Below are 25,013 nucleotides of genomic sequence, written 5' to 3' on the forward strand. Positions count from 1 at the left end.
CGCGAGAGTTACTTGGGTGGCATCCGGATGCCGCCGTCGACGCGGACCACCTCGGCGTTCATGTACGAGTTGGTCAGCAGTTCGACGACCATGGAGGCCAGCTCGTCGGGCTTGCCGAGGCGGTGCGGGAACAGCACCGACTGACCGAGCTTGGCTTTGAAAGCTTCGGACCCCTCGCCCTCGCCGTAGATCGGGGTGTCGATCAGGCCGGGGGCCACGGTGTTGACCCGGATGCCCACAGCGGACAGATCACGGGCCACCGGCAGGGTCAGGCCGACCACGCCGCCCTTGGACGACGAGTAGGCCGCCTGGCCGATCTGGCCGTCGAAAGCCGCGACGCTGGTCATGTTGACGATCGCGCCGCGCTCGCCGGTGTCGGTGAGCTCGTTCTTGCTCATCTGGGTGGCCGCGATGCGGATGCAGTCGAAGGTGCCGACCAGGTTGATGTCGAGCACCTTCTTGTACAGACCGAGGTCGTGAGCCGAGGAGAACTCGCCGTCCTTGCCGATGGTGCGCTGCGCCCAGCCGACGCCGGCCGAGTTCACCAGTGCGCGCAGCGGGCCGAGGTCCGCTGCGGTCTTGACCGCGTCGATGATCTGGTCGGTGTTGGTGACGTCGACGGTGACAAAGACGCCGCCGATCTCCTGCGCGAGGGCCTCGCCCTTGTCTGCCTGCAGGTCAGCCACGACAACGCGGGCTCCCTTGGCGGCCAACTGGCGGGCAGTCGCCGCGCCGATACCTGATGCGCCACCGGTGACGATGGCGCTTGCTCCGTTAAGTTCCACGCCCAACACACTAAGCCCCGGCCCAACCGAACCACCGGTTGGTCAGCTAAGACCGTCGGTAGGCTGACTCCATGGCTTCGGGGACGTCCATGGTCGACATCCGGCGCTCCGCGGACCGCGGCGCGAGCACGACCGACTGGCTGCAGTCGCGGCATTCGTTTTCCTTCGCCGACTACTACGATCCGGCCAACACCCACCACGGCCTGTTGCTGGTGAACAACGACGACATCGTGGCGCCGGCGGCCGGATTTGATACCCACCCGCACCGGGACATGGAGATCGTCACCTGGGTGATGTCTGGTCAGTTGGCGCACGCGGATTCGATGGGTAACTCCGGGGTGATCTACCCGGGTCTGGCCCAGCGGATGTCGGCGGGCACCGGCGTGCAGCATTCGGAGAAGAACGGATCTGACAGCGAGCCCGTGCATTTCGTGCAGATGTGGGTTCTGCCGGATACGGCCGGGGTGACGCCGAGCTATCAGCAGCAGGAGATCGAGTTGACCGACGGGCTGACGCCGATCGCCTCCGGCGCCATCGACGCGGCGGTCACCCTGCACAACCGCGATGCCACGCTGTACGGGGCGCGCCTGCGACCCGGTGGTTCGGTCACCCTTCCGCAGGCGCGTTACGTCCACCTGTACGTCGCGCGCGGCGCGGTCACGCTGGAGGGATCCGGGCCGCTAACCGAGGGCGACGCCGCCCGGCTCACCGATTCGGGCGGACAACGCGTCACCGCGGACACCGCAGCGGAGGTCCTGGTCTGGGAGATGAATGCGGGTCTGGGCGGCGCGTAGCGCGATCGCGCTGATCACCGCGGTCGCCCTGGCCGCGTGTGGGACAGGCCTGGACACCGCACCACCGTCGTCGAGCGCACCGCCTGCCGGGCCGGCAGCTGCGCCGCTGAAGGTGCCGGAGGATCTCGCCCAGGCCCCACTCGACGAACCTCGCCGGGCCCTGATCCCCCGAGGTTGGACCATCGAGGTGATCGCCCGGGTGCCCAAGGCCAGGATGGCTGCGTTCGCGCCGGACGGCGCGTTGCTGGTGTCGGTGCCGGACACCGGGCAGGTGCTGACGGTGCGCCCGGACCGGGGCGCCCTGCTCGACGGGCTGGAGCAGCCGCACGGCCTCGCATTCGCCGGGCCGACACTGTATGTGGCCGAGAGCAACCGGATCGACGCCTACGACTACGTCGACGGCCGGGCCGTCAACCGCCGCACCATCGCCGATGGTCTGCCCGACGCCAAGAGTCCCGACCTGCACGGCGCCTATGCCCACGCACTCAAGAGTGTCGCGGTGGGATCCGATGATGCGGTGTATTTTTCGATCGGCTCGACGGGCAACATCTCGGCCGAGGACCGGGGCGCAAGCCCGCCGCGGGCCAGCGTCATGCGGGTGCCGCCCGGCGGTGGGCCGGCAGCACCGTTCGCCACCGGGGTGCGCAACGGAACCGGCCTGGCCTTCGCCGGTGATGGATCACTGTGGACGGCGGTGAACAATCGCGACAACGTCGCGGATCCGCAGGGCCGGGTGCGGCAGGACTATGTGGACGACAATCCGCCCGAGTCGGTTGCCAAGTTGACACCGGGACGCGAATTGGGTTGGCCGTACTGCAATCCCGACGGGGCACCGCCGGCCGGTTTCATCCGGGACATGCAGACCAACGCCGACGGCAGCCGGCTGGACTGTGCCGCACTGGCACCGGTCGAGCAGACACTGCCCGCACATTCCGCCCCGCTGGGCATGAGTTTCACCGAACTCCCCGGTTACGGTCCCGGCGCGTTGATCGGGGTGCACGGCTCATGGAACCGGCAGTCGCCACAGGCACCCGAGGTGTCGTTCTTTGGTTGGGACAATGGCACATTGGGCCCGCAGCAGACCCTGGTCGGCGGCTTCCAGGCCGACGATGGCTCGCGGTGGGGACGCCCGGTGGCCGCGGTCACCGGCCCCGACGGCGCGGTGTACATCACCGACGACTACGCCGGCGCGGTGTATCGCCTGGCTCCACCGGCTTAGAGGTCAGCGACGGCGCGGGGCCGGTCGGTGATCCACCGGGCCGCCAGAAGGCCGGAGATCGCAGTCAGCACCCCGGCCGCGACCACCGCGGACTCCAGCCCGAGCCAGTTCCCCATCGCACCGGCCACCAGGGCGCCCACGGCGTAGCCCGTATCGCGCCAGAACCGGTAGGTACCAAGGGCATTGGGCCGCCAACTCGGGTGGGCGTGATCGGAGACCACCGCGATCAGCGCTGGATAGACCATCGCAGTGCCGATACCGAGGGCAATCGCCGAGGTGACACCGGCCAGCATCGGCCAGTTCAGCAGCGCCAGAGCCAACCCGAATCCGGCTGCCTGGACCAGCATTCCGGCGACGATGAGGGGTTTGCGGCCGATCCGGTCGGCGAGGTGCCCGGTCGGGATCTGGCCGAGCCCCCACAGCAGCGGGTAGAGCCCTTTGATCAGCCCGACCGCGGCCAGGCCCAGTCCGTGATCGGTGAACAACAGCGGGAACACACCCCAGGTGAGACCGTCGTTGAGATTGTTGATCAGGCCGGCCTGGCTGGCGCCCCGCAGGCTGCGGTCGCCCCAGCTGGTGCGCGCGAAGATCGTTCGTAATCCCCCGTCGCCGGTGGGAGCCGGGTGCGGGTGCCGCTCCAGTTCCAGCGCGACGTGTGCGGCGGTGTCGCGGATGACCAGGGACAGCGCGAGCCCGGCGACGACGAACACCACACCGATGAGCTCGGGGGCCGGGCGCAGTCCGTACGCGGTGGCGAGGTATCCGGTCAGCAGGGCGGTGGCACCGACTGCCACGTAGCCGGCGGCCTCATTGAGTCCGGTGGCCAGACCCCGCCGCTCCGGACCCACCAGATCGATCTTCATGTTGACCGTCATCGACCAGGCCAGACCCTGGTTGAGGCCGAGCAGCACGTTGGCCGCCACGATCCAGCTCCAGGACGGACCCCAGGCGAGCATGAACGGCACCGGGATCCCGGCAGCCCAGCCGGCGAGCAGCAGGTGCTTGCGGCGGAATCGCGCGGTGAGCGCCCCGGCGGCGAGATTGGTCAGCGCCTTGGTCACTCCGAAGGCGATGATGAATGAGAACACGGCCAGATCGTTGGTCAGCCCGAAGGTTTCGGATCCGATCAGCGGAACGGTGGTGCGTTCCAGACCCACCAGGGCGCCGACGCAGACGTTGACGATCACCAACAGGGTGAACTGCAGCCAGTTTTCCCGCAGGCCGAGTTCGACGCGGTCGGCGAATCGCATTCCACGACTGTACGGTATTCCATGAAATTATGGAATAATGGCGTCATGGATCGCTCACCAGCGAAGACGCGTCTGTACGAAGAGTTCGCCACGAGCGGCAAGGCGCTGTCCCACGCCAGCAGACTCGAGCTGCTCGACTTGCTGAGCCAGGCTGAACGCAGTGTCGAGGCCCTCGCCCGGGCGGCAGGCCTGAACCTGACCACCGCGTCGTCGCACCTGCAGGGTCTCAAACAGGCCGGCTTCGTCGAGACCCGTCGCGAGGGCGTCAAGATCTACTACCGCCTGGCCGGCGACGACGTCGCGCAGCTGCTGGTCCTGCTGCGCACGGTGGCCGACCGTCGCCGGGCCGAGGTCAGCGCGGCTCGTGACACCTACCTCGGCGGGCCGGCGGGGATCGGCATGGAGTGTGACGAGTTGCGGTCCCGCATCGATGACGAGGACGACGGCCCGCGTGTGGTGGTGCTCGACGTCCGGCCCGGCGAGGAGTTTCTTGCCGGACACATCCCGGGCGCGGTCTCGATACCGGTGGATGAACTGGCCGAGCGCATCACCGAACTGCCGGCCGACGCCGACATCGTCGTCTACTGCCGCGGTGAGTACTGCGGGTACGCGCACGACGCCGTACGGACCCTGACCGCCGACGGCCGCCGCGCCATCCGCCTCAACGACGGAATGGTGGAATGGCGGCTCGCCGGGCATCCGGTCAGCACCGCGCCCTAGACGTACGATCGCCGATGTGGCCGACCAACAGCTGGGCGATCTCAAGCTGCTGCGCCGGGTCCGGGACCGCATCGACCGCGAGTACGCGCAGCCACTGAACGTCGAAGCGCTTGCCCGCGGGGTCAATATGTCCGCCGGGCACCTTTCGCGGCAGTTCAAGATCGCCTACGGCGAGTCGCCGTATTCCTATCTGATGACCCGTCGGATCGAGCGGGCGATGGCGCTGCTGCGCCGCGGCGACCTGTCGGTCACCGAGGTCTGCTTTGCCGTCGGCTGTTCCTCTCTCGGCACGTTCAGCACCCGGTTCACCGAACTCGTCGGCATCCCGCCCAGCCGGTACCGCGAGCAGACCGCCGCGGTGACCGACGGCCTGCCGTCGTGCATGGAGAAACAGGTCACCAAACCGATCAGGAATCGAGAAGCGCCCGCCACCCGCCTGCACCTAGCGTGAAAAGCATGGAACTCACCATTCACTCAAGCATGTTGCCGCTCGACGATCCGGAAGAATCCCTCGCGTTCTATCGCGACGTCCTCGGCTTCGAGGTCCGCCTCGACGTTGGCAAGGACCGGATGCGTTGGATCACGGTCGGTCCGCCGAACCAGCCCGACACGTCCGTCGTCCTGTACCCGCCCTCGGCCACCCCCGGCCTCACCGACGACGAGCGCCGCATGCTCGCCGAGATGATGGCCAAGGGCACCCTCGGTACGCTCCTGCTCGCCACCAAAGATCTCGACGGTACTTTCGACAAGGTGCAGGCCGGAGACGTCGAGGTGGTTCAGGAACCCACCGCGCAGCCGTACGGTGTGCGCGACTGCGCCTTTCGCGATCCCGCCGGAAACATGGTCCGTATCCAGGAGTTGCCCTAGCCGATGAGCGCCAAGACCCATCCCGCCGACAGCCACGATCTGATCAAAGTCACCGGTGCCCGTGAGAACAACCTCAAGGACGTCGACATCGAGTTGCCCAAGCGCCGGCTGACGGTGTTCACCGGCGTCTCGGGGTCGGGCAAGAGCTCACTGGTGTTCGACACGATCGCCGCCGAATCCCAGCGGTTGATCAATGAGACCTACAGCGCGTTCGTGCAGGGCTTCATGCCGAACCTGGCGCGGCCCGAGGTCGACGTTCTCGGCGGGCTGACCACCGCGATCATCGTGGACCAGAAGCGGATGGGTGCCGACCCGCGCTCCACCGTCGGCACCGCCACCGATACCGGGGCGATGCTGCGCATCCTGTTCAGCCGGCTGGGCCGCCCGCATATTGGTTCACCGCAAGCGTTTTCGTTCAATGTGGCCTCGATCAGCGGGGCGGGGGCGGTGACGCTGGAAAAGGGTGGTCGGACCGTCAAGGAACGGCGTGACTTCAAGATCGTCGGCGGGATGTGTCCGCGGTGTGAGGGTCGCGGCGCGGTCAACGACATCGACCTGACCGCGCTGTACGACGACACCAAATCGCTGAACGAGGGTGCGCTGTGCATCCCGGGCTACAGCATGGACGGCTGGTACGGCCGGATCTTCCGAGGTTGCGGATTCTTCGATCCGGACAAGCCGATCAACAAGTTCACCAAGAAGGAGCTCGACGCACTACTGCACAAAGAGGCGACCAAACTCAAGGTCGACGGAGTCAACCTGACCTATCTGGGGCTGATCCCGCAGATCCAGAAGTCGTTCCTGGCCAAGGACGTCGAGGCCATGCAGCCACACATCCGGGCGTTCGTCGAGCGTGCGGTCACGTTCACCACCTGCCCGGAGTGTGACGGCACCCGACTGTCGGAGACCGCGCGCTCGGTGAAGATCGACGGCGTCAACATCGCCGAGGCCTGCGCGATGCAGATCACCGATCTGGCCGGGTGGCTCGGAACGGTCGAAGATCAATCGGTCACGCCGCTGCTGGCGGCATTGCAGCACACGCTGGACTCATTCGTCGAGATCGGGTTGGGCTATCTGTCCCTGGACCGCCCTGCGGGCACCCTGTCCGGTGGAGAAGCCCAGCGCGTCAAGATGATCCGTCACCTGGGCTCCTCGCTGACCGATGTCACCTACGTCTTCGACGAGCCCACCATCGGCCTGCACCCGCACGACATCGCCAGGATGAACAACCTGCTGCTGGCATTGCGGGACAAGGGCAACACCGTGCTGGTCGTCGAGCACAAGCCCGAGACCATCTCGATCGCCGACCATGTCGTCGACCTGGGACCGGGTGCCGGCTCGGCCGGCGGCGAGGTGGTCTTCGAGGGCAGCGTGGCGAATCTGCGGGCCAGCGACACCGTCACCGGACGCCACCTGGGGTACCGCGCGGCCCTGAAGGACGTGGCGCGGGAAGCCCACGGGGCCATGGAGATCCGCGGTGCCGACACCCACAATCTGTGCGACGTGGACGTCGACCTCCCCTTGGGCGCGCTGGTGGTGATCACCGGAGTCGCAGGCTCGGGCAAGAGTTCGTTGATCGCCGGCTCGGTGGCCGGTCGCGACGGTGTGGTGGTGGTCGATCAGAGCCCGATCCGGGGCTCGCGGCGCAGTAACCCGGCCACCTACACCGGGTTACTCGAACCGATCCGCAAGGCGTTCGCGAAGGCCAACGGCGTCAAACCGGCCCTGTTCAGCTCGAATTCCGAGGGTGCCTGCCCGACGTGCAACGGTGCCGGCGTCATCTACACCGACCTCGGGGTGATGGCCACCGTCGAGACCACCTGTGAGGAATGCGAGGGTAAGCGGTTCGGCGCCTCGGTGCTGCAGTACACCCTCGGCGGACGCGACATCGCCGAGGTGCTGGCCATGCCGGTCACCGAGGCGGAGCGGTATTTCAGTGAGGGTGAGGCAAAAGTCCCTGCCGCACAAAAGATCCTGTCCCGGATGGCCGATGTCGGCCTGGGCTATCTGACCCTGGGGCAGCCGTTGACCACGCTGTCGGGCGGTGAGCGGCAGCGGCTCAAGCTGGCTGCTCGGCTCGGCGATACCGGAGCCGAGAAGGGGGACACGTACATCCTCGATGAGCCCACCACCGGCTTGCATCTTGCCGACGTCGAGCAGCTGCTCGGACTGTTGGACCGGTTGGTGGATTCGGGGAAGTCGGTCATCGTGATCGAGCATCACCAGGCGGTCATGGCGCATGCCGACTGGATCATCGACCTGGGCCCGGGCGCCGGGCACGACGGCGGCCGCGTCGTCTTCGAGGGCACCCCGGCGGATCTGGTCGCCAACCGGGCCACGCTGACCGGTCAGCATCTCGCCGAATATGTGGGTACCTGAGCCAACATTGTCCGGGGACCCGAACTTTCTCGTGTCAATCCCCAAACTTATTGTCGAATAAGCACTTTCGGGCGGGACGGTTTGCGCCGCCCCTCCGGCGTGCGTATGGTGGACAACAGCGAAGGGGAGTAGCCCCCAATCGGATATTCGACATACTGGCCGCGCAGCGATGCACTATCGGCCCGGTTATCCGAACCGGTCACTGGCCGGTGGGCGAGACCTTCGGCCGTAGACCATTGGTCTGCCGGCCGGAGGCATCTATTTCAGCCCCGAACGGCAGCCAACGACCGAGGAGTTGTTGAGTGCTCGCTGCTCTGCTCTTGAGCTTCGCCGTCATCTTCGTCGCCGAACTCGGCGACAAGTCCCAGCTGATGGCCATGACCTTTGCGCTGCGCTACCGCTGGTGGGTGGTGCTCATCGGTATCACCGCGGCTACCACCGCAGTTCACCTGATCTCGGTGGGGGTCGGCCACTACCTCGGCGCGGCACTGCCGACACACCTGCTCGGCATCCTGGCCGGCGTGGCATTCGTGTTCTTCGGGTTGTGGACCCTGCGCGGCGACAAGCTGTCCGACGACGAGGCGACCAAAGCCCAGCGTTCGACCGCTCCGGCGTTCTTCACGGTCACCTCGGCCTTCATCCTTGCCGAACTCGGCGACAAGACCATGCTCGCGACGATCACGCTGGCTGCCGACAACGACTGGGTGGGCGTGTGGATCGGTTCCACCATCGGCATGGTGGCCGCCGACGCTCTGGCCATCGCGGTCGGCGCGATCGCCGGTAAGCACCTGCCCGAGCGGATGATCCAGCTGGGCGCGGCGGCGCTGTTCGTCATCTTCGGTCTGGCGATGCTGCTGGAAGGCGCATTGCCGTCGGCCCCCGTATGGGCGACCACCGCGGGGGCGATTGCGGCGACGGCACTGTGCGCGGCGGCCCTGCGCGCACTGCCGGCACATTTGCGGCCGGCCGCGCTTCGGAAGCCCGATGCCGCCGATCCAGCTAACACTGATCACCCCGGTGCGATCGTCCCTTGATCCAACCGTGACCAGGCTGTTACGCATGTTGACAGAGTTATCTGTGTGGCTATTGTGTACTTCGTGCCAGGCCTGGCAAAACTCTTCCAGCGTGCGGTCGCTACTGCGGCCGCCGTTGCCGTCTGCGCGGCGCTGGCCACCACCGGCTCCCCCGTCGCACGCGCCGAGGACTCCCGGGCACTACTGCTCGGGGCGATCGCCAACACCAAGGGCGCGTACCTCGTCTACAACTTCGGCGGCCAGTTCGCCGCGCCGTTCCTGTCCGCCGACGGCCGCGCCTACACCCTGAACAACGGCGGCCACCTGATGGCGATGAAGAACGCCTCCGGACGGCTCAACCCGCGCCTGCTGGTCGACAGCCATCAGGGCTATCAGTCCCGCTGTGAGCGCACCCCCGGTGCGCGCACCGGCGAAGGACTCTGGCAGGCATCGGAAACCTATGCACCGCTTGCCGCCTGGCAGGTTCTGGGCCAGCCGACCATCGCGGTCAACGCCAACTTCTTCGACGTACGCGGGCAGAAGGGCGGCTCCTGGCGTGACACCAAGTGCTCGTCTCCACTGGGCGCCTACGTCGACAACACCCGCGGGCAGGGCCGGGCCAACGCGGCGGTCACCGGCACCCTGGCCTACGCCGGCAAGCAGGGCCTGTCCGGTGGGAACGAACACTGGTCGGCGCTGGCCACCATGATCCTGCCGATGGGCGGTGCCCCGTACGTGGTGATGCCCAAGGGCAAGGACGACTACGACTCGGCCACCCCGGTGATCCAGCGCCTGCTCGATCAGAACACCCGGTTTGTGGCGGTCGCGGGTATCGGGCTGCTCGCGCCCGGCGACACCGGCCAGCTCAACGACAACGGCCCCAGCGCCGCACGCACCGCGGTCGGCTACAACCGGGCCACCGATCAGCTCTACGTCTTCCAGGGCGGCAGCTACACCCCGGACAACATCCAGGACCTGTTCCGCGGCCTGGGCGCCGACAACGCGATCCTGCTCGACGGTGGCGGCTCCTCGGCGATCGTGCTGCGCCGCGACACCGGCGGCATGTGGAGCGGCGCCGGATCGCCGCGGGGGAACTGCGATACCCGTCAGGTCCTGTGCGATTCGCGCGAACGGGCCCTGCCCAGCTGGCTCGCCTTCAACTGACTGTCAGTTCTCCAGCCACAGGTCGACGCCCTCGGTGGTGAAGATCGACAACACGGTGCTCCACGTGTCTTCACCGAGTGCCTCTTTGATGTTGCGGTAGTCGGTCATGACGAACCGGAAGCGGCGATCCTCGGGGGTACCGAAACCGCCTCGGAGGCAGTCGGCCAGCGCGTCCAGGTTCGAGCCGAAGTAGCCGCCGTCGCCGTTGACCGCGCGGCCGATCTCGGTGAAGAAGTCCGCCTTGGAACCCACCCGGGTCCCGTCGATCCGATACGTCTTCACGTGCCTCCGATCAGGCAGAACGATTCGTAATGGTCACCGGTGTAGTAGTACTCGGGCGGATCGGTCTGCGGCGTTCCCCCGGTGACGATGCGCCGCTTGCCGCGATGTTTGGTGCCCGGCGTGGGGACCGTGTACTCGTGGTAGTAACCGCGCTGGTGTTTGGGCAGCCGGCCTTCGTAGTTCCCGAAAGTGACGCCGTCGTTGCGCGGGTAGGGAAAAGGCCCACCGGATTGGATGAGCTCAACGGTCGTGTCGGCCTCCGGCGGGAGGCCGCTCAGATCGCAGGTGCCGTCCGCTGCCGGCGACGTCCCGGGGGATACCGGGGCCGGGGCGCAGCAGCCCGAAAGCAGACCGCACAGCACTGCCAGCGCCGCAATGCGTGATCGTCCCATCGCGATGAGGCTAGCAACAGGCCCGCCAAATCCGGGGTCAACGGCGCCAGCCGTGCGACCATCGTTACTCGAGTGAACAGAGTTACAACCCTTGCGGAGCCCAAAAGCCGCCGCGGCAGCGCCGCGAGCGGGCGAAACCCCTTGTCGAACAAACAATTTCGCCCCGACATCGAAGGGCTGCGGGCGGTCGCGGTGCTGGCCGTGGTGCTGTTTCACGCCGGGGTGCCCGGTTTCGGCGGCGGGTTCATCGGCGTCGACGTGTTCTTCGTCGTGTCGGGATTTCTGATCACCGGGCTGCTGTGGCGTGAGGCCTCGAGTACCGGGACGGTCCGGATGGCGCAGTTCTACGCCGGCCGGGCCCGACGATTGCTACCGGCCGCTGCCCTGGTCCTGGTCGCGACATCGCTGGCAGCCACCCTCCTCCTCCCGCCGCTGCGGGCCCGCTCGGTGCTGGCCGACGCGATTGCCAGTGCCCTGTACGCCGGCAATTACCGGTTCGCGGCCGAGGGGACGGACTACCTGGCGGCCGAGACGGCTGCGTCTCCGCTGCAGCACTACTGGTCACTCGGCGTGGAGGAACAGTTCTATCTGCTGTGGCCGGCGCTGATCCTGGGCACAGCCTGGCTGCTGACCCGCAGCGGCCGGGGCACCCGCTCCGCCGTCCCGTACACGTGCGTGCTGGCCGTGGTGGCGGGCGTGTCGCTCGCCCTGTCGCTGGCGTGGACCCAGACCATGCCGCCGTGGGCGTTCTTCTCCCTGCCGACCCGCGCCTGGGAGTTGGCCGCCGGCGGGCTGATCGCGTTGACCGCGGCGCACTGGCGCAGCCTGCCGCCGGTCTGCGCGGCGTTGGTCGGCTGGGGTGGCCTGCTGTTGATCCTGGCCACCTGTACCCAGCTCGGCACGGCCACCCCCTACCCGGGCACCGCGGCCCTGCTGCCGGTGATGGGTACCGCCCTGGTGATCGGGGCGGGTTGCGCCATACCCGATCTGGGTGTGGGACGGCTCCTGTCGAAGCCGGCAATACGCGGCCTCGGTCGGGTGTCCTACTCGTGGTACCTGTGGCACTGGCCGGTATTGCTGTTGGCGCCTGCGCTGTTCGGCCATGACGGGGGTCTGGCCGGCCGACTGGCCATGGTGGTGATGGCGCTCGGCCTGGCGGTCCTGACCTTGCACCTGGTCGAGAACCCGGCCCGGTTCGCCGCGGCGTTGCGGGGCTCGTCGTGGCGCAGCCTGGCCGTCGGCGCGACGGCGACGGGGGTCGCAGTCTGCGCGGGCCTGGCGTTGCTGGCGGTGCGCCCGGTTCCGACGGGATCCGGGCCGGAGGCCGTTCCGGTCGCCCTCCCGGTCAGCGGGGCGGTATTCCCTCGTTCTTCTGCGCCGACGCTGACGCCCGAGCAGCAGGTCCAGGCCGCCGTCGCCGCCTCGGCCGAGCTGGCCGCGGTGCCGTCGAATTTGTCACCGCCACTGGGCAATATCACCAAACCCGAGGCGTTCGTCAACGGTTGTGTCCTGTCCTGGCAAGACGTCGTGGTGCCCGACTGCGCGTCCGGCGACATCACGTCGGCCACGAAAGTCGCACTGATCGGCGATTCGCACGCCGGGATGTGGCAACCTGCCCTGGAAACCGCAGCACAGCAACAGGGTTGGCGGCTGGAGACCTTCGCGAAAGTCACCTGCCCACCGATGAAGCTTCCGATCCGCAGCCCCTACCTCGAACGCGAGTTCACCGAATGCCAGCAGTGGCGGGCTGACGTGCTGACCCGGATCGCCAAGGAACGCCCGGCGCTGATCGTGCTGGACATGGTGCGCCGCTACGGCGCCGATTTCGGGTTCGTCAGCTACGATCCGACCTGGCTGGACGGGCTGACGCGACTGGTGGCTCAGCTGCGCGGAACCGGCGCGCGGGTCCTGGTCCTGGGCCCCGTGCCCGACCCGCACACCACCGTGCCGACCTGCCTGTCCGCGCACATGGACGACGCCTCCGCCTGCGCGCCCGACCGTTCGACTGCGGTGAACGCCAAGGGTATTGCCGCCGAGACGGCGGCGGTGCAAGCCGGCGGCGGGCAGTACGCGCGACTGGACCAGTTCTTCTGCACCGACCAGCGCTGCCCGGTGATCGTCGGCAACACGTTGGTCTTCCGCGACGACAACCACATCACCGCCGAATACGCGCAGCTGCTGTCGCCGGTGATTGCGCGCCTGACCGAAAGCGCGTTGGCACCCAACTAGCTCGGATCACCACGCGGCCACCCGATCGGTGAACGCACCGTGGTAGCTCATCGGCAGGTGGAACGGCAGCCAGGCCTCAGCGACCGGTCCCGCATCGACCCGCGGAGCGTCGAACACCATGAGCCGGCTGCGATGCTGAGTTTCGTCGTAGCCCACGGTCAGCACCCATCCGTCACCCTCGTCGGTGCTGCCCGGGCGGGGCACGAAGATCGGCTCGACGAGTTTGTGGCCCGGCGGGCAGTAGGTCTGCACGCTGCCGTCGGTGTGGTTGAAGCGGCCGATGCCCTCCCCGCCGCCCTCCCCGTCGCCGGGCGCGGTCACGTACGTCACCGAGTGCGGTTGAGTTGATCGGCGCTGATCGATCTGCGGGAATTCGCAGCCCATCTGTGCCAGTGGTTCAACCAGGACACGGTCACCAGGGGTGATGCGGAACCGGGTCAGCCGCACCGTATCCGGTACGTCCTCGGTGGCAACGTCTTCGTACAACCGGGACATGTCGCTGCGGCTGTCGGCCCCCCAGGCGTGCATGCCGGCGAAGGTCTCCGGGGCGAACCGCGGCAACTCGACCACCACATCGGTGCCGTCCTCGTAAGCGTTGGCGTAGTGCCACATGTAGAACGGATCGGTCTCGATCACCCGGACCCGTCCGCCGTCGCGCGGGGCGACGACGAAGTAGGAGGGTTCGTTCTCCTTGAACTGCATGGCGTCCCAATAGGATTCCCGCCCCAGCACCGCCCAGGGATTGATCCGCAGCGGGGAGAGCATGAAGACGGCGTAGCGCGGGGTCAGCGCCATGTCGTGGATGAGCCCCACGCCCGGTAGCGGCACCGCCCGCAGGTACCGGGTGACGCCGCGGTTGTCGGTCTCATACAGGCGCAGCCGCATGCGCGGAATCGCCTCGCCCGCAAGTTCCCGCAGCCGCCTGATCTTTTCGGCCCGGTTCGGGGCGCTGCGGACATGCCGCATATCGAAGCGGGGGAAGTAGGGCTCGAACCCGAAGTTGACCCGGGAGTCCGTCGTCGCGTCGTAGGTGTAGTGCGCGGAGTACGCGCCGATCGGGCCCTTCAGCACCCCGTCGAGGCTGCACATCCCGATCGTGTTGAGGGTGTCGAGATCCATGCCGTGCGGGCGTCCACCCTCCCAGAGTGCGAGCAGTTGGTCCTGGCCGATCATCACGTTGGTGTTGGCGGTGTTGGCCGGCAGCCGAAGTGCGTTGGCCCGCATGCCCCCTGGACGCTGGTGGGCGAATCCGCGTTTGACCATCCGACCCGCCGCGGTGGTGGTCAGGTAGTGCTCGGTGCGGACGAAGCGGTTCTTGAACCGCACCCCGTTACCGTCGATCGCGAAGGCGACCACCATGCCGTCGGCGTCGAACAGGCTGTCCACCTGCGAGGCACCGATGTTCCAGCGGCCCGATCCGTTGCGGTAGAGCGTGCCGGCCAATCCTTGCGGGATCGTGCCGGTGATCTCGGTCAGTTTCAGGTCATATTCGCCGGGGACGTCCTCCCAGTACCGCGAGGGACCGTCGATCTGAGGCGAGGCGGGAGCAGCCATAAAAGACATGTTGTCTTTTATGGCTGGCCGCTGTCAATAGCCGAGACATCGAACGGGCTGAACGGCAGGGCCGAACCCCCGTCCCAGCACAGCTTCGTGAGGTGTTCGACGAGCTCAGCCCGTGGCATCGAGGAGTCTCGGAGCCACCATTGCGCGCTGACCATGACCGAGCCGACGATGGCCCGGGCCCATGGCGCCGCCGCCGCGGTATCTGCACCACCGGCCGCCATCGAGACGGCCAACATGGCCTCGACCGCGGTGGCGAGTTCGTCGAAGATTCCCGGCATTTCATGGCCACCGGCGGCATGCACGCTCAACGCCCGGTACAGGTTCGGATCGTCCTGCATCCAGGCGCAGATGACGTCGAAGAACAACGCCATGCGTTGGCGCAGGTCAGTGGAACCGGCGGCACGCCTGGTGATCTCGATCAGCAGGCGGTGGGCCTGACGCTCTCCGAGAGCCGACAGGATGGCCGCCCGATTCGGGAAGACCGCATAGACGGCCGACCGCACGAAGCCGGCCTCCTTGGCCAACTCGGCGATCCCCACATCGGGCCCGTGGGCGCGGATCGCACGCTCGGCCGCGTCGAGCAGATCCGAGCGCCGTTGCCCGACGTCGACACCAGGTCCGGCGGGCCTACCGCGCCCGCGCCTTGCCGAAGTCACATGCCGATCGTAGTTAGGCGGCGTCCTTCTTCTTGGCCTTCTCCTTGGCCTTCTTGGCGGGCTTCACCGAATCGCCGGCCTTCTTGACGTTGTCCTTCACGTCGTTGGCCGCCTTCTGCACGCCCTTCTCGACACCTTCGGCTGCGGCCTTGATCTGCTTGCGCCCATCCTCGGCAACGCTGTTCACCCGCTCCTGGGCATCCTTGAACGCCTTGGCCGTCCGGTTACGCGCCTTCTCGGCCGACACCCTCGTGCGTTCACCGGCCGCCTTGACCGACTTCTCGACCTCTTCGCGAGCATCGTCGGCTGCGGCGGTCAGCTTCTTGGTGTCGTCTCGGACGTTGACCTTCGACTTGTTGACAACCAACTCTTCCGTGCCGATGTCGGCCTGTGCGATACCTTCCGGCTCAGAGCTTGTCTTCGCAATGCTCTGTGTCCCACCGCCATTCCCAAGTTCGGCGAGGTCGGGAATCTCCAGCCCGGACAGGTTCGATGAGCCACCGACGCCCAGCAGGCCCAACAGGGTCTTGATCGGATTGGAGACCGGGGTCTGGCTCACCAGGCCATCGTCGATCGCCTTCTGGATGCCGGTGACGAGGTTGTCGACCAGATGCGCGGGCACCTTTCCCCAATCGACGTCGGCAGGGAGGGTACCGAAAGCGGTTGGGACATCGGCTTCGTCGAGCGTCCGCTCGTACACGCCCGTCGTCGGGTTGTACTCCACGTCGGCGTAGCCGAGGTTGACCAGGCTGGTGAGCGCCGGGCTCAGCGCCGCGCCGATCGGGTTGTTGAGGTTCGCCCCGGTCAGCAGGTTGACGACGTCGTACGCCAGATACGTCGGCTCCAGGAGGGGCAGGCTCCGCGCCGGGATCGTGACGTAGATGTTGAGCTTGGGGCCCAGCTGGGGGTTGTCCCCGGGATCGTCCAAATAGTCGGTGACGCCCGCGCCCAGCTGCGTCGTGATCTGGTCGATCAGCACCGCACTGAGCGTGTCGAGCGACTGGTTCCGCAGGATATAAGTCGGGAAAAGCCCTGCCGCAGCGTTATTCGTCATGGTGAACGGGTTGGGCCAAGCCGCGAAGTCTGACTGGGGCAGATACTCTGCCGTCGCATCGATCTTGATCGGGATCAGGTTGGCCCCGCCGAGGGTGAGCCCGAGCAACGGCACATCACCGATCACGGGCACGTCGCCGACGACGCTGGTCCCACTGCTCTGCACCTGGGTATCGGGTGTCACCGTGTCGATCCCGAGCAACCCGAACAGCGGGTAGGCCCGCGCCAGGATGCCGCCGTTGGCCCGACCCGGGTTGTCGATGAGGATCATCGGCAGGATGGTGAAACTGCCGAGCAGAGGGTTGGTGCCGGTGTAGTTGGCGCCACCGGGTTGATTCGGTAGGTCGTCGACCACCTGTTGGTAGGCCGCGCCCGCCGCGAACGCGCCGAGGCCCCAGCCCGCCACGACGGGAATCCGCACGTCCGCGACATTGGTGCTCATCGATGGCAGGTCCATACCGGTGAGCAGCTTGAATGCGGCCTTGATCGGGATGAGGCCAGGGCCGGACGTGGGAAGACCGAGCGCCGTGAAGAGAGAACCGAGCCCGATATCGAGATACTCGGCGTTGTTGATCTCGTCGGCCGCCGAGTTCGGGAACGACGGCACCCACCCGAGGTCGACACCGAGCAGACGGATGAGTGTGAAGAGCCCACCGGTCGTGATCAGGTTGATCCCCGCCGAGGACAACGGATCGTCGAGGTCGATGCCGAGAGCGTCGGCCAGATCGCCGATGGGCAACCCGCCCAGTGCACCTCCGAGGGCCCCGCCCAGTGCGTCATCGAGCGGCCCCCTGATGGCGGCCGTCGGATCGATGCCCGCCGCCTGCAGCAGCGCCAGCAGGTTGAAGTTGTCGACGAACGCCGTCTCAAGCTGTGCGCCCACGGTCTGAAACTGGTTGTAGACCTGAGTTCCGAACCCGCCGGTGAGGTCTGGGATCTGGTCGGGCGGCGGGAAGATCTGAACCCCGGATTGCAGGCGGAGGTCGCGCTGGACCGCTGCGGCCTGGGCCGGCGGCGGAGCAATGCCCACCGTCAGCGCGGTGACCGTTGCGGTAGCCGCTCCGAGGGTGGCAACCCTCTTGACGCGCCGCCACTGCCTCCGGTGTTTGACTGCCATCTGACCAGTCCTTTCGGCCGCCTTCTCAGGTTGATCTCAGGCAACGTAACACCGTCATGACCTCCTTCTCTCGATTGCTGGAAAGAATTTTGCTTTTCATGTTTCTCGCGGCCCGCAAACTGTTAATGTTCGACTCAGGCGGCGCTGGTCAGTGTTTACAGATATTGACGAGATTGACAGTTACCTGGCCGGCTCGATCGATTTCTCCCGCACGAGCATTGCTACCTGCCGAGGACGACATCCCCGCGAAAACCAGGCGGGACGCAACGGCGCTTCGCGGAGTTCGGCCAAAGCACCTGCGCGCCAGTGGAAAGCAGACGACCATCCGGCAAGATAGCTGGAATGGGGATCAGCCTGTTACCGTTCACTCGCCTTTCGGACGCCGCCGTTTCGGGCGCCCTCGGAAATGCGGTGGCCGTGATCAACCCGGCACTCGATATCGTCACCCGATTCGACCCGCTCGGCCTGAGGCGACGTACCCATCACGAGGAGCCCGCCGACGGGGCTGTCGGTAAGTCCCTCGACATCGCGGCCGCGTTGCTCAACTTCGCCGAAGTGCCGGGTACCAAGGCCTGGGCCGAGATGGATCAGGACGGCCACGTGAAGTGGTGGGTGCATCGCGTCGGGGCGGTGACCACGATCCTCGTCGCATTCCCCGGCGCATTGGGCGTCCTCGCGGACCGGCTTCCGATCCAGGACTTCCTGGGCTTCACCAACCAGGCCATCGTGTTGTGCGCGGTGGCCCGTGAGGACGGCGTCACCGACCATGACGACCAGGTGCAATTGCTGGGTGCGGTGTTGTGCGACCGTCAACTCCCCGACCCTGACCTCGACGCGCAGGCTGCCGAAGCCACAACGCAATCGCTGCCCGAGAAAGTCTGGGAGTTCGCCGGCACGGTACGTGCCGTAGGCGATGAGTTCGCGAAAAGGCCACACCCGCAAAAGCTTTACCGCTATCTGGGCATGCTGCCCGGCGTCGGCGCGGTGGCCGACTACTTCGGTGAGTTCACCGCCCTGCAGCACGCCGCCAACGAGGGCGCGGCGTGGATCAACGAGCACTCTCCGCAGGAACCGGCTCCGCAGCCGGCCCGAACTTGAAGATCAGCGCGCTGATCGCCACCACCACGGCCGCCGCTCCGATCACCGGCGCAACGGTGAACTGCGACACCGTCCCTCCGAGCACCGCACCGGCGCACATCGTCAGCACTACGCCGTAACGCAGCTTCTCGCGGTCCCCGGTACCGCCGGCCAACCGGCTGTCGAAGCCGATGCCGACGATCGTCTGCGTCAGCACCGTGGTGCTCAGTTCCTGGATGCCGAACTGACGTGCCGTCGCATTCTGGATACCGAATGTCATCGCGAGAACGATGAGGATGAGTTTCCGGTTGTCGTCATAAGCCAGCACTCCGATGCCGCACAGCACCGAAAGCACGGTCAGCAGAAAGACTTCCACCCCCAATGCGGTGGCCAACCAGTTCCGGACGCGACTGTCCAGATGGCGCCGCATCCGCCCACCCAACACGGTGCCCAGCACGAACCCGACGAACGCGACCAGGGCCCCCGCCACATCCACGCCTGAGTGCGGGACGAACCAGAAGCCCAGGAAGATCACGTTCCCGGTCATGTTGGCGACGAACACATGTCCCAGCACCAGCACACTGACCGCGTCGACGATTCCCGTCGCACACGTCAGCAACAGCAGGGCCACAACAGTCGACCGCTGCGTCACCGGCGAGGCGATTGCCATGCCTACATCCTCGCCGCTACAGCTGCGGAGACAGGTCCAATTGGGTCAAGGCGGGCATCTGGGTGATGCGCCAATCTCCATCGGTGCGCTGCAATGTCAGCCGGTAGGACGAATACCGCAGCGAAGGAATGTTCTTGGTGACCGGACTCGTCGACACCGTATTCGTGTAAACGATCGCGGTGGCCTCATCGCCGCCGATGGTCTCCACCGCGGTGCCCATCACCTCGGTGTTGTTGGTGACCTTGGCCTGCTTGTTTGTCGGCACGATCGAATCGATCAGCTGCCGGTACTCGTTGGCGAAGTCGCTCGACAGATACTTTGCGGCCCGGTCGGGCAGGGTGTCGATGTTGTCCGGGTTGTAGGTCCACAACGTGGTGATGGCGTCCGCCGACGTCTTCGCCACTTTGAGTTTGGTTGCCACCAGGGCCCGATCGGCCAGATACGGCTGCAGCATCGCACCGCCGAAAGCCCCGGCCGCCACGAACACCACCGCTGCACCCGCGGCGACGTAGGTCAGGCGCCGGCCGGCCTCGCGGTGCGGAACCAGGATCTCGTCCCCGGCCGGTTCGGTGTCCGTCACTTCCAGGTCGGCATCAGCCTCAGCGTCGACATCGGCATCGGCTTCCGGTTCAACATCAGGCTCGACGGCCACGTCGGGCTCTGCGGCCACCTCAGGTTCTACGTCCGACTCAGGTTCTACGTCCGACTCAGGAACTACGTCACCTTCAGGTTCGGTCCCGGCCTTACGGCCCGACTTGCCCGTCGGGGTCCGACGCTCCGGCGTGGCATCGGCATCGTCGGACACCGAGGCCGACTCCGGGTCGACCGGAGTCTCGACCGATTCCGCCACCACGTCCTCGGCACGGCGCCGCCGCCCGAAACGCAGTCTGCGGCGCGGCTTGTCGGGCTCGCCGGCGGTCAGAAAACCTGAATCAGCTGGCTGATCTTCCACTGCTGTCCTTCCCGAATCGTGGTTGCGATCCACCGATCTCCGGTTTCGATCGTGGACTTGCCGTCGGGTGCGCGGATGCTTGTCTTGGTAGCCACCAGAACGTCGGCACTGCCGTTGTCGTTCCAGCGTTGAATGCCCGCCTCCTGCACAGAGCCCTCCGACGGCTCGGCCTGCGCCACGCGAACAGTGATCTCGTCCTGCTTCTCTTTGAACATCTTGGCGAAGTCACCGGTCGCCTGACGCAAGACATCGTCCGCAAAGTCATTGGCGTGGAACGGATCCCGCGTCATGTACCCCTTCATGAACTCAGTCACGTACGCAAGCGCGTCGGCGTCCCTGGCGTTGGTCCGCTCATCGGACTCGTGCCGCACCAGCATGAACGTGCAGCCCGCGATCGCCGCAGCGATCAACAACGCCGACAGCATCCCCACGATCGGCAGCCCCCAGGAGATCGGCTCCTTGGGTTCGACCGCGAAGTAGTCCCGTTCATCGGCGGAGATCTTGCGTCTTGGGCTCATTGTCCCGCCCCACTCAACAACGGCTGCTTCAGCACGGTCAGGTTGTCGGCCTGCCACTGACCATCGACCTTGACGAAGTCGACCCGCACGGTCGCGGTGATGAACTTCAGATCCTTCGGGTCGATGCCCCGTTGCCCTTGCATCGCGAACAGCATGGCGGCCTTGTTCTTGGTCGCTCCCGGAAGCAGCGCACTGCTCACCGCAAAGAGATCATTGTTGGTCGGGGTGCGCTTCTTGGCCGCGTCCTGCTGCGCGACGACCTGCGGACGGTAGTTGTCCGAAGCCAGTGACTGTGCCCTGGCGAAATCCTCGTCCATCGAGTCGACGCTGTAGCTCAGCAACTGCTCGACGATTCGCGGGCCGTCCTTGATGATCTGCTCCCGGGACTGATCCAACGCTCGATCCTCCCGGTACACCGCGACGTAGCCGAGTCCGGCCGCGGCTCCGGCCAGCACCGCCAGTGTCAACAGCACCGCACCGGCACGGCGTCGGGCATCAGGCTCAGGTTGGTCGACGCGGCGCACCTCGGTGCGGGCCAGCAGATCGGCGAACGTCCGGTGGCGCGAATCCCACAGCGGCCACAGCCAGCCCACGAACACTGCCGCGGTGTCCAGCAGATGCGCGAGGTCACGCAGCAGCAACCGCAGCAGACCGGCGTCGCCGGCCGATGACACCACCCGGATACCGAACACCGACCGGCCCAGCGACCAACCGGTGAATGCCGGCAATGCGATCCGGTTGATCAGCATCGCGATGCCCACCACGCTGGCGGCCACCGTGCACACCCACCAGGACCACCCGTACGGCGGGACAGACCACGCCAGCAGCCCCAGCGCCACGATCAACCCGGCAGGCGCCAGCACGTCGATGGCGAACGCCCCGGCCCGAGCCGGCCACGACGCCAACCGCGCCCGGTCGGCCCCGGTGCCCTCGGTGGCCACCGGACCGGCGTTGTCCAGCACAGCGGTCACGACGACGTGACCTGGTCGAGCCGCGCGACCTTGTAGTTGCCGTCCTCGGCGCGGGCCATCTTCACCCGCAACCGATAACCCTGCTCTTCATCGGACTTCTCGCTGTTGGTGACCAGCACCCGCACCGCGACCAGCAGGTCCATCGACCCGTCGTCGTTGTGCTTCTCCACCGCAGCACGCAGGTCCGAAACCTTCACCTGCACATTGGCGGCCTGATACGCATCGAGCAGCATGCCGCTGTAGAGACCCGCCTGCGCACCGAAATCACCGGTGGCGCATTCGATGATCTTGGTCTGGGCTTCGATCATCGCCTGGGTATCGGGCGCCTGGGTGGCGGTCACGCAGGCCTTCGCCGCGGCCAAGGCCTCGGCCTCATCGCCGGCGATGCGTTCGCTGACCTGATGCGCGCGCAATGCCAGGTAGCCGCCGACACCGACGGCCGCCGCGAGGACCAACAGGCCGGCAAGAATCACAGCCATCCAGCCCCGCCCGAGCCGCGAAGGACGCGGCCCGGACTCCTGAGCGGCCTCCTCAGCGTCCGTGGCTGAGGTCGGATCAACGATCTCGGTGACCGCCTCGGCTTGCGGTTCCGTGGTGTGAGGGTCCTGCTGGTCGGCGAGGTTCAGCTGGCTGGTGCCAGCATCTCCTTCCATCCGTCATCTCCTGGTTTGTTCGAGTTGGTGACGGAGTACTTCACACCGCCGGGACCGACCACCTCGCCACTGGATGGGCTATAGGTAGCGGTCGAACCTGCTGCCGGAGTGTAGATGCAGGGGTTCGGCTGCTGTCCACTACAACTCACATTCCCACCACGCGGGGCGGTCAGCGGATCGCTGCGCACCGCCGATGATTCCGGTGGTGGAAGCTGACTTGCCGGCAACGGGTTCAACCCATTATTCACCGAAGGCGCGGGAATGACCCGGCCCGGATCAACCGGCTGATCGCAGCGCGCGCCCGGGGCCGGGCAGTTGCGGATCTGATTCGGATCGCCATACCACGGGTTGGTGCCCAGCGGCTGGTAGGGCTCATCGCTGTGGCACTCCGCCGGCGAGGCGGCCCGCTTACCGGGCACATCGGCACACGGGTAGTTACGCGCACCGCGCACCGCGTTGGGCGCATCCTTGGGGATCTTGCAGTACAGGCCCTCGGGCAGCGGTGCCGTGGACGTGTCCGCGGGCGAGCGCCACTGTGAGGCCGGGAGGAAGCCGGTCAGGCACGGCGGCGGCATGTTGATGCCGAGGCCGAAGTGCAGCAGGCCCTTGGGCGCGAAGATCGTCGCGGTCTGTGCCACCGCGCCGCCCTGGGGCAGCGCCACCAGCACCTGCTCGACGTTCTTGTTGTACCGCTTGAGCATGTCGATGACGATTTCCAGGTTCGCCAGCGTCTGCGGCAACGACTCCTGCACATCGCCGAACACCGAGTTCAGCTGATCTGCCGTCGGCGCCGCCTGCTGAATCCCACTGCGCAATGCACCGTCATTCTGAGCGCTCTGCGCGGCCAACGAGTTCAGGTTCTTGGCCCACCGCGAAATCGCATCGCCCGAGTTCACCTGGCTGTCGATGATCGGCCCGGAGTTCTCGACGATGTCGTTGATCGACCCGATGTTGTCCTTGAAGTCACTGGCGATCGCCTGGGTGGAATCGACCAGATGCTGCAGTGACGGCCCGAGCCCACCGACCGCCGTGGCCGTCTCGTCGAGCAGCGTCGCGATCTTCTCCTTCGGCAGCGCCGCCAGGCCCCGCTGTGCGGCGTCCAGCGACGGGCCCACCTCGGCGGGCACGGTGCCGACCTGGATCGTGTCGCCGCTGCGGAAGTACTCCTTGGCGCCGCCCTCGGAGACCAGGTCGATGAACTGCTCACCGACCGCCGACACCGAGTGCACGTTGGCACTGGCGTCGATCGGCACCCGGAACTGGTTGTAGATGTCCATCTTGACGTGGGCGCCCTGCTCGGTGGGTTCCACCGAGGTGACCTTGCCGACCGTGGTTCCGCGGTAGGTGACGTTGGCCGTGGCGTACAAACCGCCCGAATTCGGGAGGTTGGCGTTCAGCTGGTACATCCCGATACCGGCCCACGTCGGCAACCGCAGGTAGAACAGCGCCAGCACAACCAGGGCGATCACGGTCAGCGCCGTGAACAGAACGAGCTGCATCTTGATGAAGCGGGTCAGCAACATGTCTCACTCCCCCCTTTCCACAAGCGGGCCACCAGGTGCGTCATGCGGGTTCGGCGTGAACCGGACATCCGGGATCATCGTCGCCGGATCGCGGCCCCATGCCTGCTCCAGCGCACGGAGCATGCCCGAGACACCGGTACCGGACAGGAACGCGTTGTCCACCGAGCTCAACGTCAGGTCGATCGTCAGCGAGACGTTGATGTAGTCGCCGCGCACCGCCTTCGGGATGTTCTCGATGTTGAACGGCACCGTGAGGATCAGCTTGAGCGCCTCAACCAGATACGGAGCCGAGCGCGCCAGCTGCTTGAGCGGCCGCTGCAGGTTCTGCAGGTTCGTGTGCACGTTGGCGTTGCTGTTCGACAACGTGTCGTCAGCGGCCTTCGACAACCGGCCCAGCGAGGTCACCGCGTCGGCGAACAATTCGCGCGTCTCGGCGAAGTGCTCGATCAGCGGCGGGAACTCGGTCAGCACCCGATCCAACGTGTCGTTGCGGGCCGCAACGATGTTCAACAGCCGGTTGGTCGAATCGATCGCCCGGGTGATGTCGTTGCGCTGCTGGTTGAGTTCGTCGGTGAACGTGTCGAGCCGGCCCAGGAAGTCGCGGATCTGATCGGCGCGACCGTTGAGGATGTTGAACACCTCGGTCTGGATGGTCTCGAGGTTCGGGATGCCACCGCCGGTCAGGATGCCGGAGATACCGGCGAGCGTCCGCTCGATCGTCGGGTACGCCGACGACTGTGCCAGCGGGATGGTGTCGCCGCTGCGCAACTTCTCCTCGGACGGCTTGTCCGGCGGGTTGAGCTCGACGTGCTGCGAACCCAGCAAGCTGGTCTGGCCGATCTTGGCCAGCGTGTTCTTCGGCAGCACGATGCCCGGCTCCAGGTCGATGGTCAACGTCGGAGTCCAGTTGATCAGCTCGATATTGCGGACCCGGCCGACGAACACATCGCGCACCCGTACCCGGCTGTTGGCGTTGAGCGCCAACGTCTCCGGCATCTGCACGTACAGCGTGGTGTGACCGGACTCGGTGCCCGGCCCACCCGGCAGCGGGACGTTGGCGATACCGCGCCACTGCCCACACGAGGTGAGGATCAGCGCGGACGCCGACAACACCGCGACTCGGCGGCCGACGCGACCCCAGCTGCGTGCCTTCATCCGGCCTCTCT

The 25,013-nt window shown here is 66.6% G+C and carries 24 protein-coding genes; 10 read left to right on the top strand and 14 right to left on the bottom strand.

The features are described from left to right. Positions 1-8 precede the first annotated feature (8 nt). Complete coding sequence (locus JOF57_RS24330; protein WP_209921146.1) at positions 9-785, bottom strand: SDR family NAD(P)-dependent oxidoreductase; 777 nt, start codon at positions 783-785, stop codon at positions 9-11. A 71-nt stretch (positions 786-856) separates the two neighbouring features. On the opposite strand from JOF57_RS24330, the gene JOF57_RS24335 reads away from it, so the two are divergent. Beyond that, positions 857-1,579, top strand: a complete 723-nt coding sequence (locus JOF57_RS24335; RefSeq protein ID WP_209921150.1) for a pirin family protein — start codon at positions 857-859, stop codon at positions 1,577-1,579. Next, positions 1,557-2,798 (top strand): PQQ-dependent sugar dehydrogenase, encoded by a 1,242-nt coding sequence (locus JOF57_RS24340; RefSeq protein ID WP_209921153.1) that lies wholly within the window; start codon positions 1,557-1,559, stop codon positions 2,796-2,798. Before JOF57_RS24335 ends, JOF57_RS24340 begins: the two co-directional genes overlap by 23 nt. On the opposite strand, the gene JOF57_RS24345 is transcribed toward JOF57_RS24340, so the two are convergent. Next, entirely contained in the window at positions 2,795-4,048 is a 1,254-nt protein-coding gene (locus JOF57_RS24345) for an MFS transporter (protein ID WP_209921155.1), read from the bottom strand. The two genes, JOF57_RS24340 and JOF57_RS24345, sit on opposite strands and share 4 nt — an antisense overlap. 45 nt (positions 4,049-4,093) lie before the next feature. Here JOF57_RS24345 and JOF57_RS24350 point away from each other — a divergent pair, with 45 nt between their 5' ends. The 6 genes from JOF57_RS24350 (at position 4,094) to JOF57_RS24375 (ending at position 10,191) form a co-directional block, all read left to right on the top strand. Continuing rightward, the gene (locus tag JOF57_RS24350) at positions 4,094-4,768 is read left to right on the top strand and encodes an ArsR/SmtB family transcription factor (protein ID WP_209921158.1); all 675 of its coding nucleotides are present in this window, start codon (positions 4,094-4,096) and stop codon (positions 4,766-4,768) included. A gap of 16 nt (positions 4,769-4,784) precedes the next feature. Continuing rightward, positions 4,785-5,219 carry a helix-turn-helix transcriptional regulator gene (locus JOF57_RS24355; protein ID WP_209921161.1) on the top strand — a complete coding sequence of 145 codons (435 nt, stop codon included), beginning with the start codon at positions 4,785-4,787 and terminating at the stop codon, positions 5,217-5,219. 5 nt (positions 5,220-5,224) lie between these two features. Next, positions 5,225-5,635 (top strand): VOC family protein, encoded by a 411-nt coding sequence (locus JOF57_RS24360; protein ID WP_209921164.1) that lies wholly within the window; start codon positions 5,225-5,227, stop codon positions 5,633-5,635. 3 nt (positions 5,636-5,638) lie between these two features. Beyond that, on the top strand, positions 5,639-8,014 hold the full coding sequence (locus JOF57_RS24365; protein ID WP_209921168.1) for an ATP-binding cassette domain-containing protein: 2,376 nt from the start codon (positions 5,639-5,641) through the stop codon (positions 8,012-8,014). A gap of 302 nt (positions 8,015-8,316) precedes the next feature. After that, positions 8,317-9,048, top strand: coding sequence for a TMEM165/GDT1 family protein (locus JOF57_RS24370; RefSeq protein ID WP_209921171.1), 732 nt, complete (start codon positions 8,317-8,319; stop codon positions 9,046-9,048). A 39-nt stretch (positions 9,049-9,087) separates the two neighbouring features. After that, complete coding sequence (locus tag JOF57_RS24375; RefSeq protein WP_407666648.1) at positions 9,088-10,191, top strand: phosphodiester glycosidase family protein; 1,104 nt, start codon at positions 9,088-9,090, stop codon at positions 10,189-10,191. 3 nt (positions 10,192-10,194) lie between these two features. Here JOF57_RS24375 and JOF57_RS24380 read toward each other — a convergent pair whose 3' ends face one another. After that, positions 10,195-10,473: a barstar family protein gene (locus tag JOF57_RS24380; RefSeq protein WP_209921174.1), complete on the bottom strand. Its 279-nt coding sequence runs from the start codon at positions 10,471-10,473 to the stop codon at positions 10,195-10,197. Beyond that, entirely contained in the window at positions 10,470-10,865 is a 396-nt protein-coding gene (locus JOF57_RS24385; protein ID WP_209921176.1) for a guanyl-specific ribonuclease, read from the bottom strand. The genes JOF57_RS24380 and JOF57_RS24385 overlap by 4 nt, the downstream gene beginning before the upstream one ends. A gap of 60 nt (positions 10,866-10,925) precedes the next feature. Here JOF57_RS24385 and JOF57_RS24390 point away from each other — a divergent pair, with 60 nt between their 5' ends. Further along, positions 10,926-13,094 carry an acyltransferase family protein gene (locus tag JOF57_RS24390; RefSeq protein WP_407666649.1) on the top strand — a complete coding sequence of 723 codons (2,169 nt, stop codon included), beginning with the start codon at positions 10,926-10,928 and terminating at the stop codon, positions 13,092-13,094. 6 nt (positions 13,095-13,100) lie between these two features. Here JOF57_RS24390 and JOF57_RS24395 read toward each other — a convergent pair whose 3' ends face one another. From JOF57_RS24395 to JOF57_RS24405, 3 genes are read right to left on the bottom strand one after another with little or no spacing between them, the layout of a single operon-like run. After that, on the bottom strand, positions 13,101-14,648 hold the full coding sequence (locus JOF57_RS24395) for a carotenoid oxygenase family protein (RefSeq protein WP_209921181.1): 1,548 nt from the start codon (positions 14,646-14,648) through the stop codon (positions 13,101-13,103). 17 nt (positions 14,649-14,665) lie between these two features. Then, entirely contained in the window at positions 14,666-15,313 is a 648-nt protein-coding gene (locus tag JOF57_RS24400) for a TetR/AcrR family transcriptional regulator (RefSeq protein ID WP_209921184.1), read from the bottom strand. Between the two features lie 13 nt (positions 15,314-15,326). Further along, positions 15,327-17,483, bottom strand: a complete 2,157-nt coding sequence (locus JOF57_RS24405; protein WP_209921187.1) for an AAA family ATPase — start codon at positions 17,481-17,483, stop codon at positions 15,327-15,329. 342 nt (positions 17,484-17,825) lie between these two features. On the opposite strand from JOF57_RS24405, the gene JOF57_RS24410 reads away from it, so the two are divergent. After that, positions 17,826-18,581, top strand: a complete 756-nt coding sequence (locus JOF57_RS24410; protein ID WP_209921189.1) for a hypothetical protein — start codon at positions 17,826-17,828, stop codon at positions 18,579-18,581. Here JOF57_RS24410 and JOF57_RS24415 read toward each other — a convergent pair. The 7 genes from JOF57_RS24415 to JOF57_RS24445 are packed head-to-tail and all read right to left on the bottom strand — an operon-like array spanning position 18,532 to position 25,002. Then, positions 18,532-19,230 (bottom strand): YoaK family protein, encoded by a 699-nt coding sequence (locus tag JOF57_RS24415; protein WP_209921193.1) that lies wholly within the window; start codon positions 19,228-19,230, stop codon positions 18,532-18,534. The genes JOF57_RS24410 and JOF57_RS24415 overlap by 50 nt on opposite strands. 16 nt (positions 19,231-19,246) lie before the next feature. After that, positions 19,247-20,182 (bottom strand): nuclear transport factor 2 family protein, encoded by a 936-nt coding sequence (locus JOF57_RS24420; protein ID WP_209921195.1) that lies wholly within the window; start codon positions 20,180-20,182, stop codon positions 19,247-19,249. Further along, on the bottom strand, positions 20,149-20,700 hold the full coding sequence (locus JOF57_RS24425; protein ID WP_209921198.1) for an Rv1363c family protein: 552 nt from the start codon (positions 20,698-20,700) through the stop codon (positions 20,149-20,151). Before JOF57_RS24425 ends, JOF57_RS24420 begins: the two co-directional genes overlap by 34 nt. After that, positions 20,697-21,671, bottom strand: a complete 975-nt coding sequence (locus JOF57_RS24430) for an RDD family protein (RefSeq protein WP_209921201.1) — start codon at positions 21,669-21,671, stop codon at positions 20,697-20,699. The genes JOF57_RS24425 and JOF57_RS24430 overlap by 4 nt, the downstream gene beginning before the upstream one ends. Continuing rightward, a complete protein-coding gene (locus JOF57_RS24435) occupies positions 21,668-22,324 on the bottom strand; it encodes an Rv1363c family protein (protein ID WP_209921204.1) in 657 nt (218 codons plus the stop codon). Before JOF57_RS24435 ends, JOF57_RS24430 begins: the two co-directional genes overlap by 4 nt. Continuing rightward, positions 22,294-23,847 (bottom strand): MCE family protein, encoded by a 1,554-nt coding sequence (locus tag JOF57_RS24440; RefSeq protein WP_209921207.1) that lies wholly within the window; start codon positions 23,845-23,847, stop codon positions 22,294-22,296. Before JOF57_RS24440 ends, JOF57_RS24435 begins: the two co-directional genes overlap by 31 nt. 3 nt (positions 23,848-23,850) lie before the next feature. Continuing rightward, entirely contained in the window at positions 23,851-25,002 is a 1,152-nt protein-coding gene (locus JOF57_RS24445; RefSeq protein ID WP_209923694.1) for a virulence factor Mce family protein, read from the bottom strand. Between the last annotated feature and the right edge of the window lie 11 nt (positions 25,003-25,013).

The organism is Mycolicibacterium lutetiense, assembly GCF_017876775.1.
GTDB classification, from domain to species: Bacteria; Actinomycetota; Actinomycetes; order Mycobacteriales; family Mycobacteriaceae; genus Mycobacterium; species Mycobacterium lutetiense.

Excerpts from the sequence above, each read along its gene's own strand:
- JOF57_RS24335 (WP_209921150.1), top strand. The coding sequence starts at position 857 with ATGGCTTCGGGGACGTCCATGGTCGACATCCGGCGCTCCGCGGACCGC.
- JOF57_RS24340 (WP_209921153.1), top strand. The coding sequence starts at position 1,557 with ATGCGGGTCTGGGCGGCGCGTAGCGCGATCGCGCTGATCACCGCGGTC.
- JOF57_RS24345 (WP_209921155.1), bottom strand. The coding sequence starts at position 4,048 with ATGCGATTCGCCGACCGCGTCGAACTCGGCCTGCGGGAAAACTGGCTG.
- JOF57_RS24350 (WP_209921158.1), top strand. The coding sequence starts at position 4,094 with ATGGATCGCTCACCAGCGAAGACGCGTCTGTACGAAGAGTTCGCCACG.
- JOF57_RS24360 (WP_209921164.1), top strand. The coding sequence starts at position 5,225 with ATGGAACTCACCATTCACTCAAGCATGTTGCCGCTCGACGATCCGGAA.
- JOF57_RS24365 (WP_209921168.1), top strand. The coding sequence starts at position 5,639 with ATGAGCGCCAAGACCCATCCCGCCGACAGCCACGATCTGATCAAAGTC.
- JOF57_RS24385 (WP_209921176.1), bottom strand. The coding sequence starts at position 10,865 with ATGGGACGATCACGCATTGCGGCGCTGGCAGTGCTGTGCGGTCTGCTT.
- JOF57_RS24395 (WP_209921181.1), bottom strand. The coding sequence starts at position 14,648 with ATGGCTGCTCCCGCCTCGCCTCAGATCGACGGTCCCTCGCGGTACTGG.
- JOF57_RS24405 (WP_209921187.1), bottom strand. The coding sequence starts at position 17,483 with ATGGCAGTCAAACACCGGAGGCAGTGGCGGCGCGTCAAGAGGGTTGCC.
- JOF57_RS24410 (WP_209921189.1), top strand. The coding sequence starts at position 17,826 with ATGGGGATCAGCCTGTTACCGTTCACTCGCCTTTCGGACGCCGCCGTT.
- JOF57_RS24415 (WP_209921193.1), bottom strand. The coding sequence starts at position 19,230 with ATGGCAATCGCCTCGCCGGTGACGCAGCGGTCGACTGTTGTGGCCCTG.
- JOF57_RS24425 (WP_209921198.1), bottom strand. The coding sequence starts at position 20,700 with ATGAGCCCAAGACGCAAGATCTCCGCCGATGAACGGGACTACTTCGCG.
- JOF57_RS24435 (WP_209921204.1), bottom strand. The coding sequence starts at position 22,324 with ATGGAAGGAGATGCTGGCACCAGCCAGCTGAACCTCGCCGACCAGCAG.
- JOF57_RS24440 (WP_209921207.1), bottom strand. The coding sequence starts at position 23,847 with ATGTTGCTGACCCGCTTCATCAAGATGCAGCTCGTTCTGTTCACGGCG.
- JOF57_RS24445 (WP_209923694.1), bottom strand. The coding sequence starts at position 25,002 with ATGAAGGCACGCAGCTGGGGTCGCGTCGGCCGCCGAGTCGCGGTGTTG.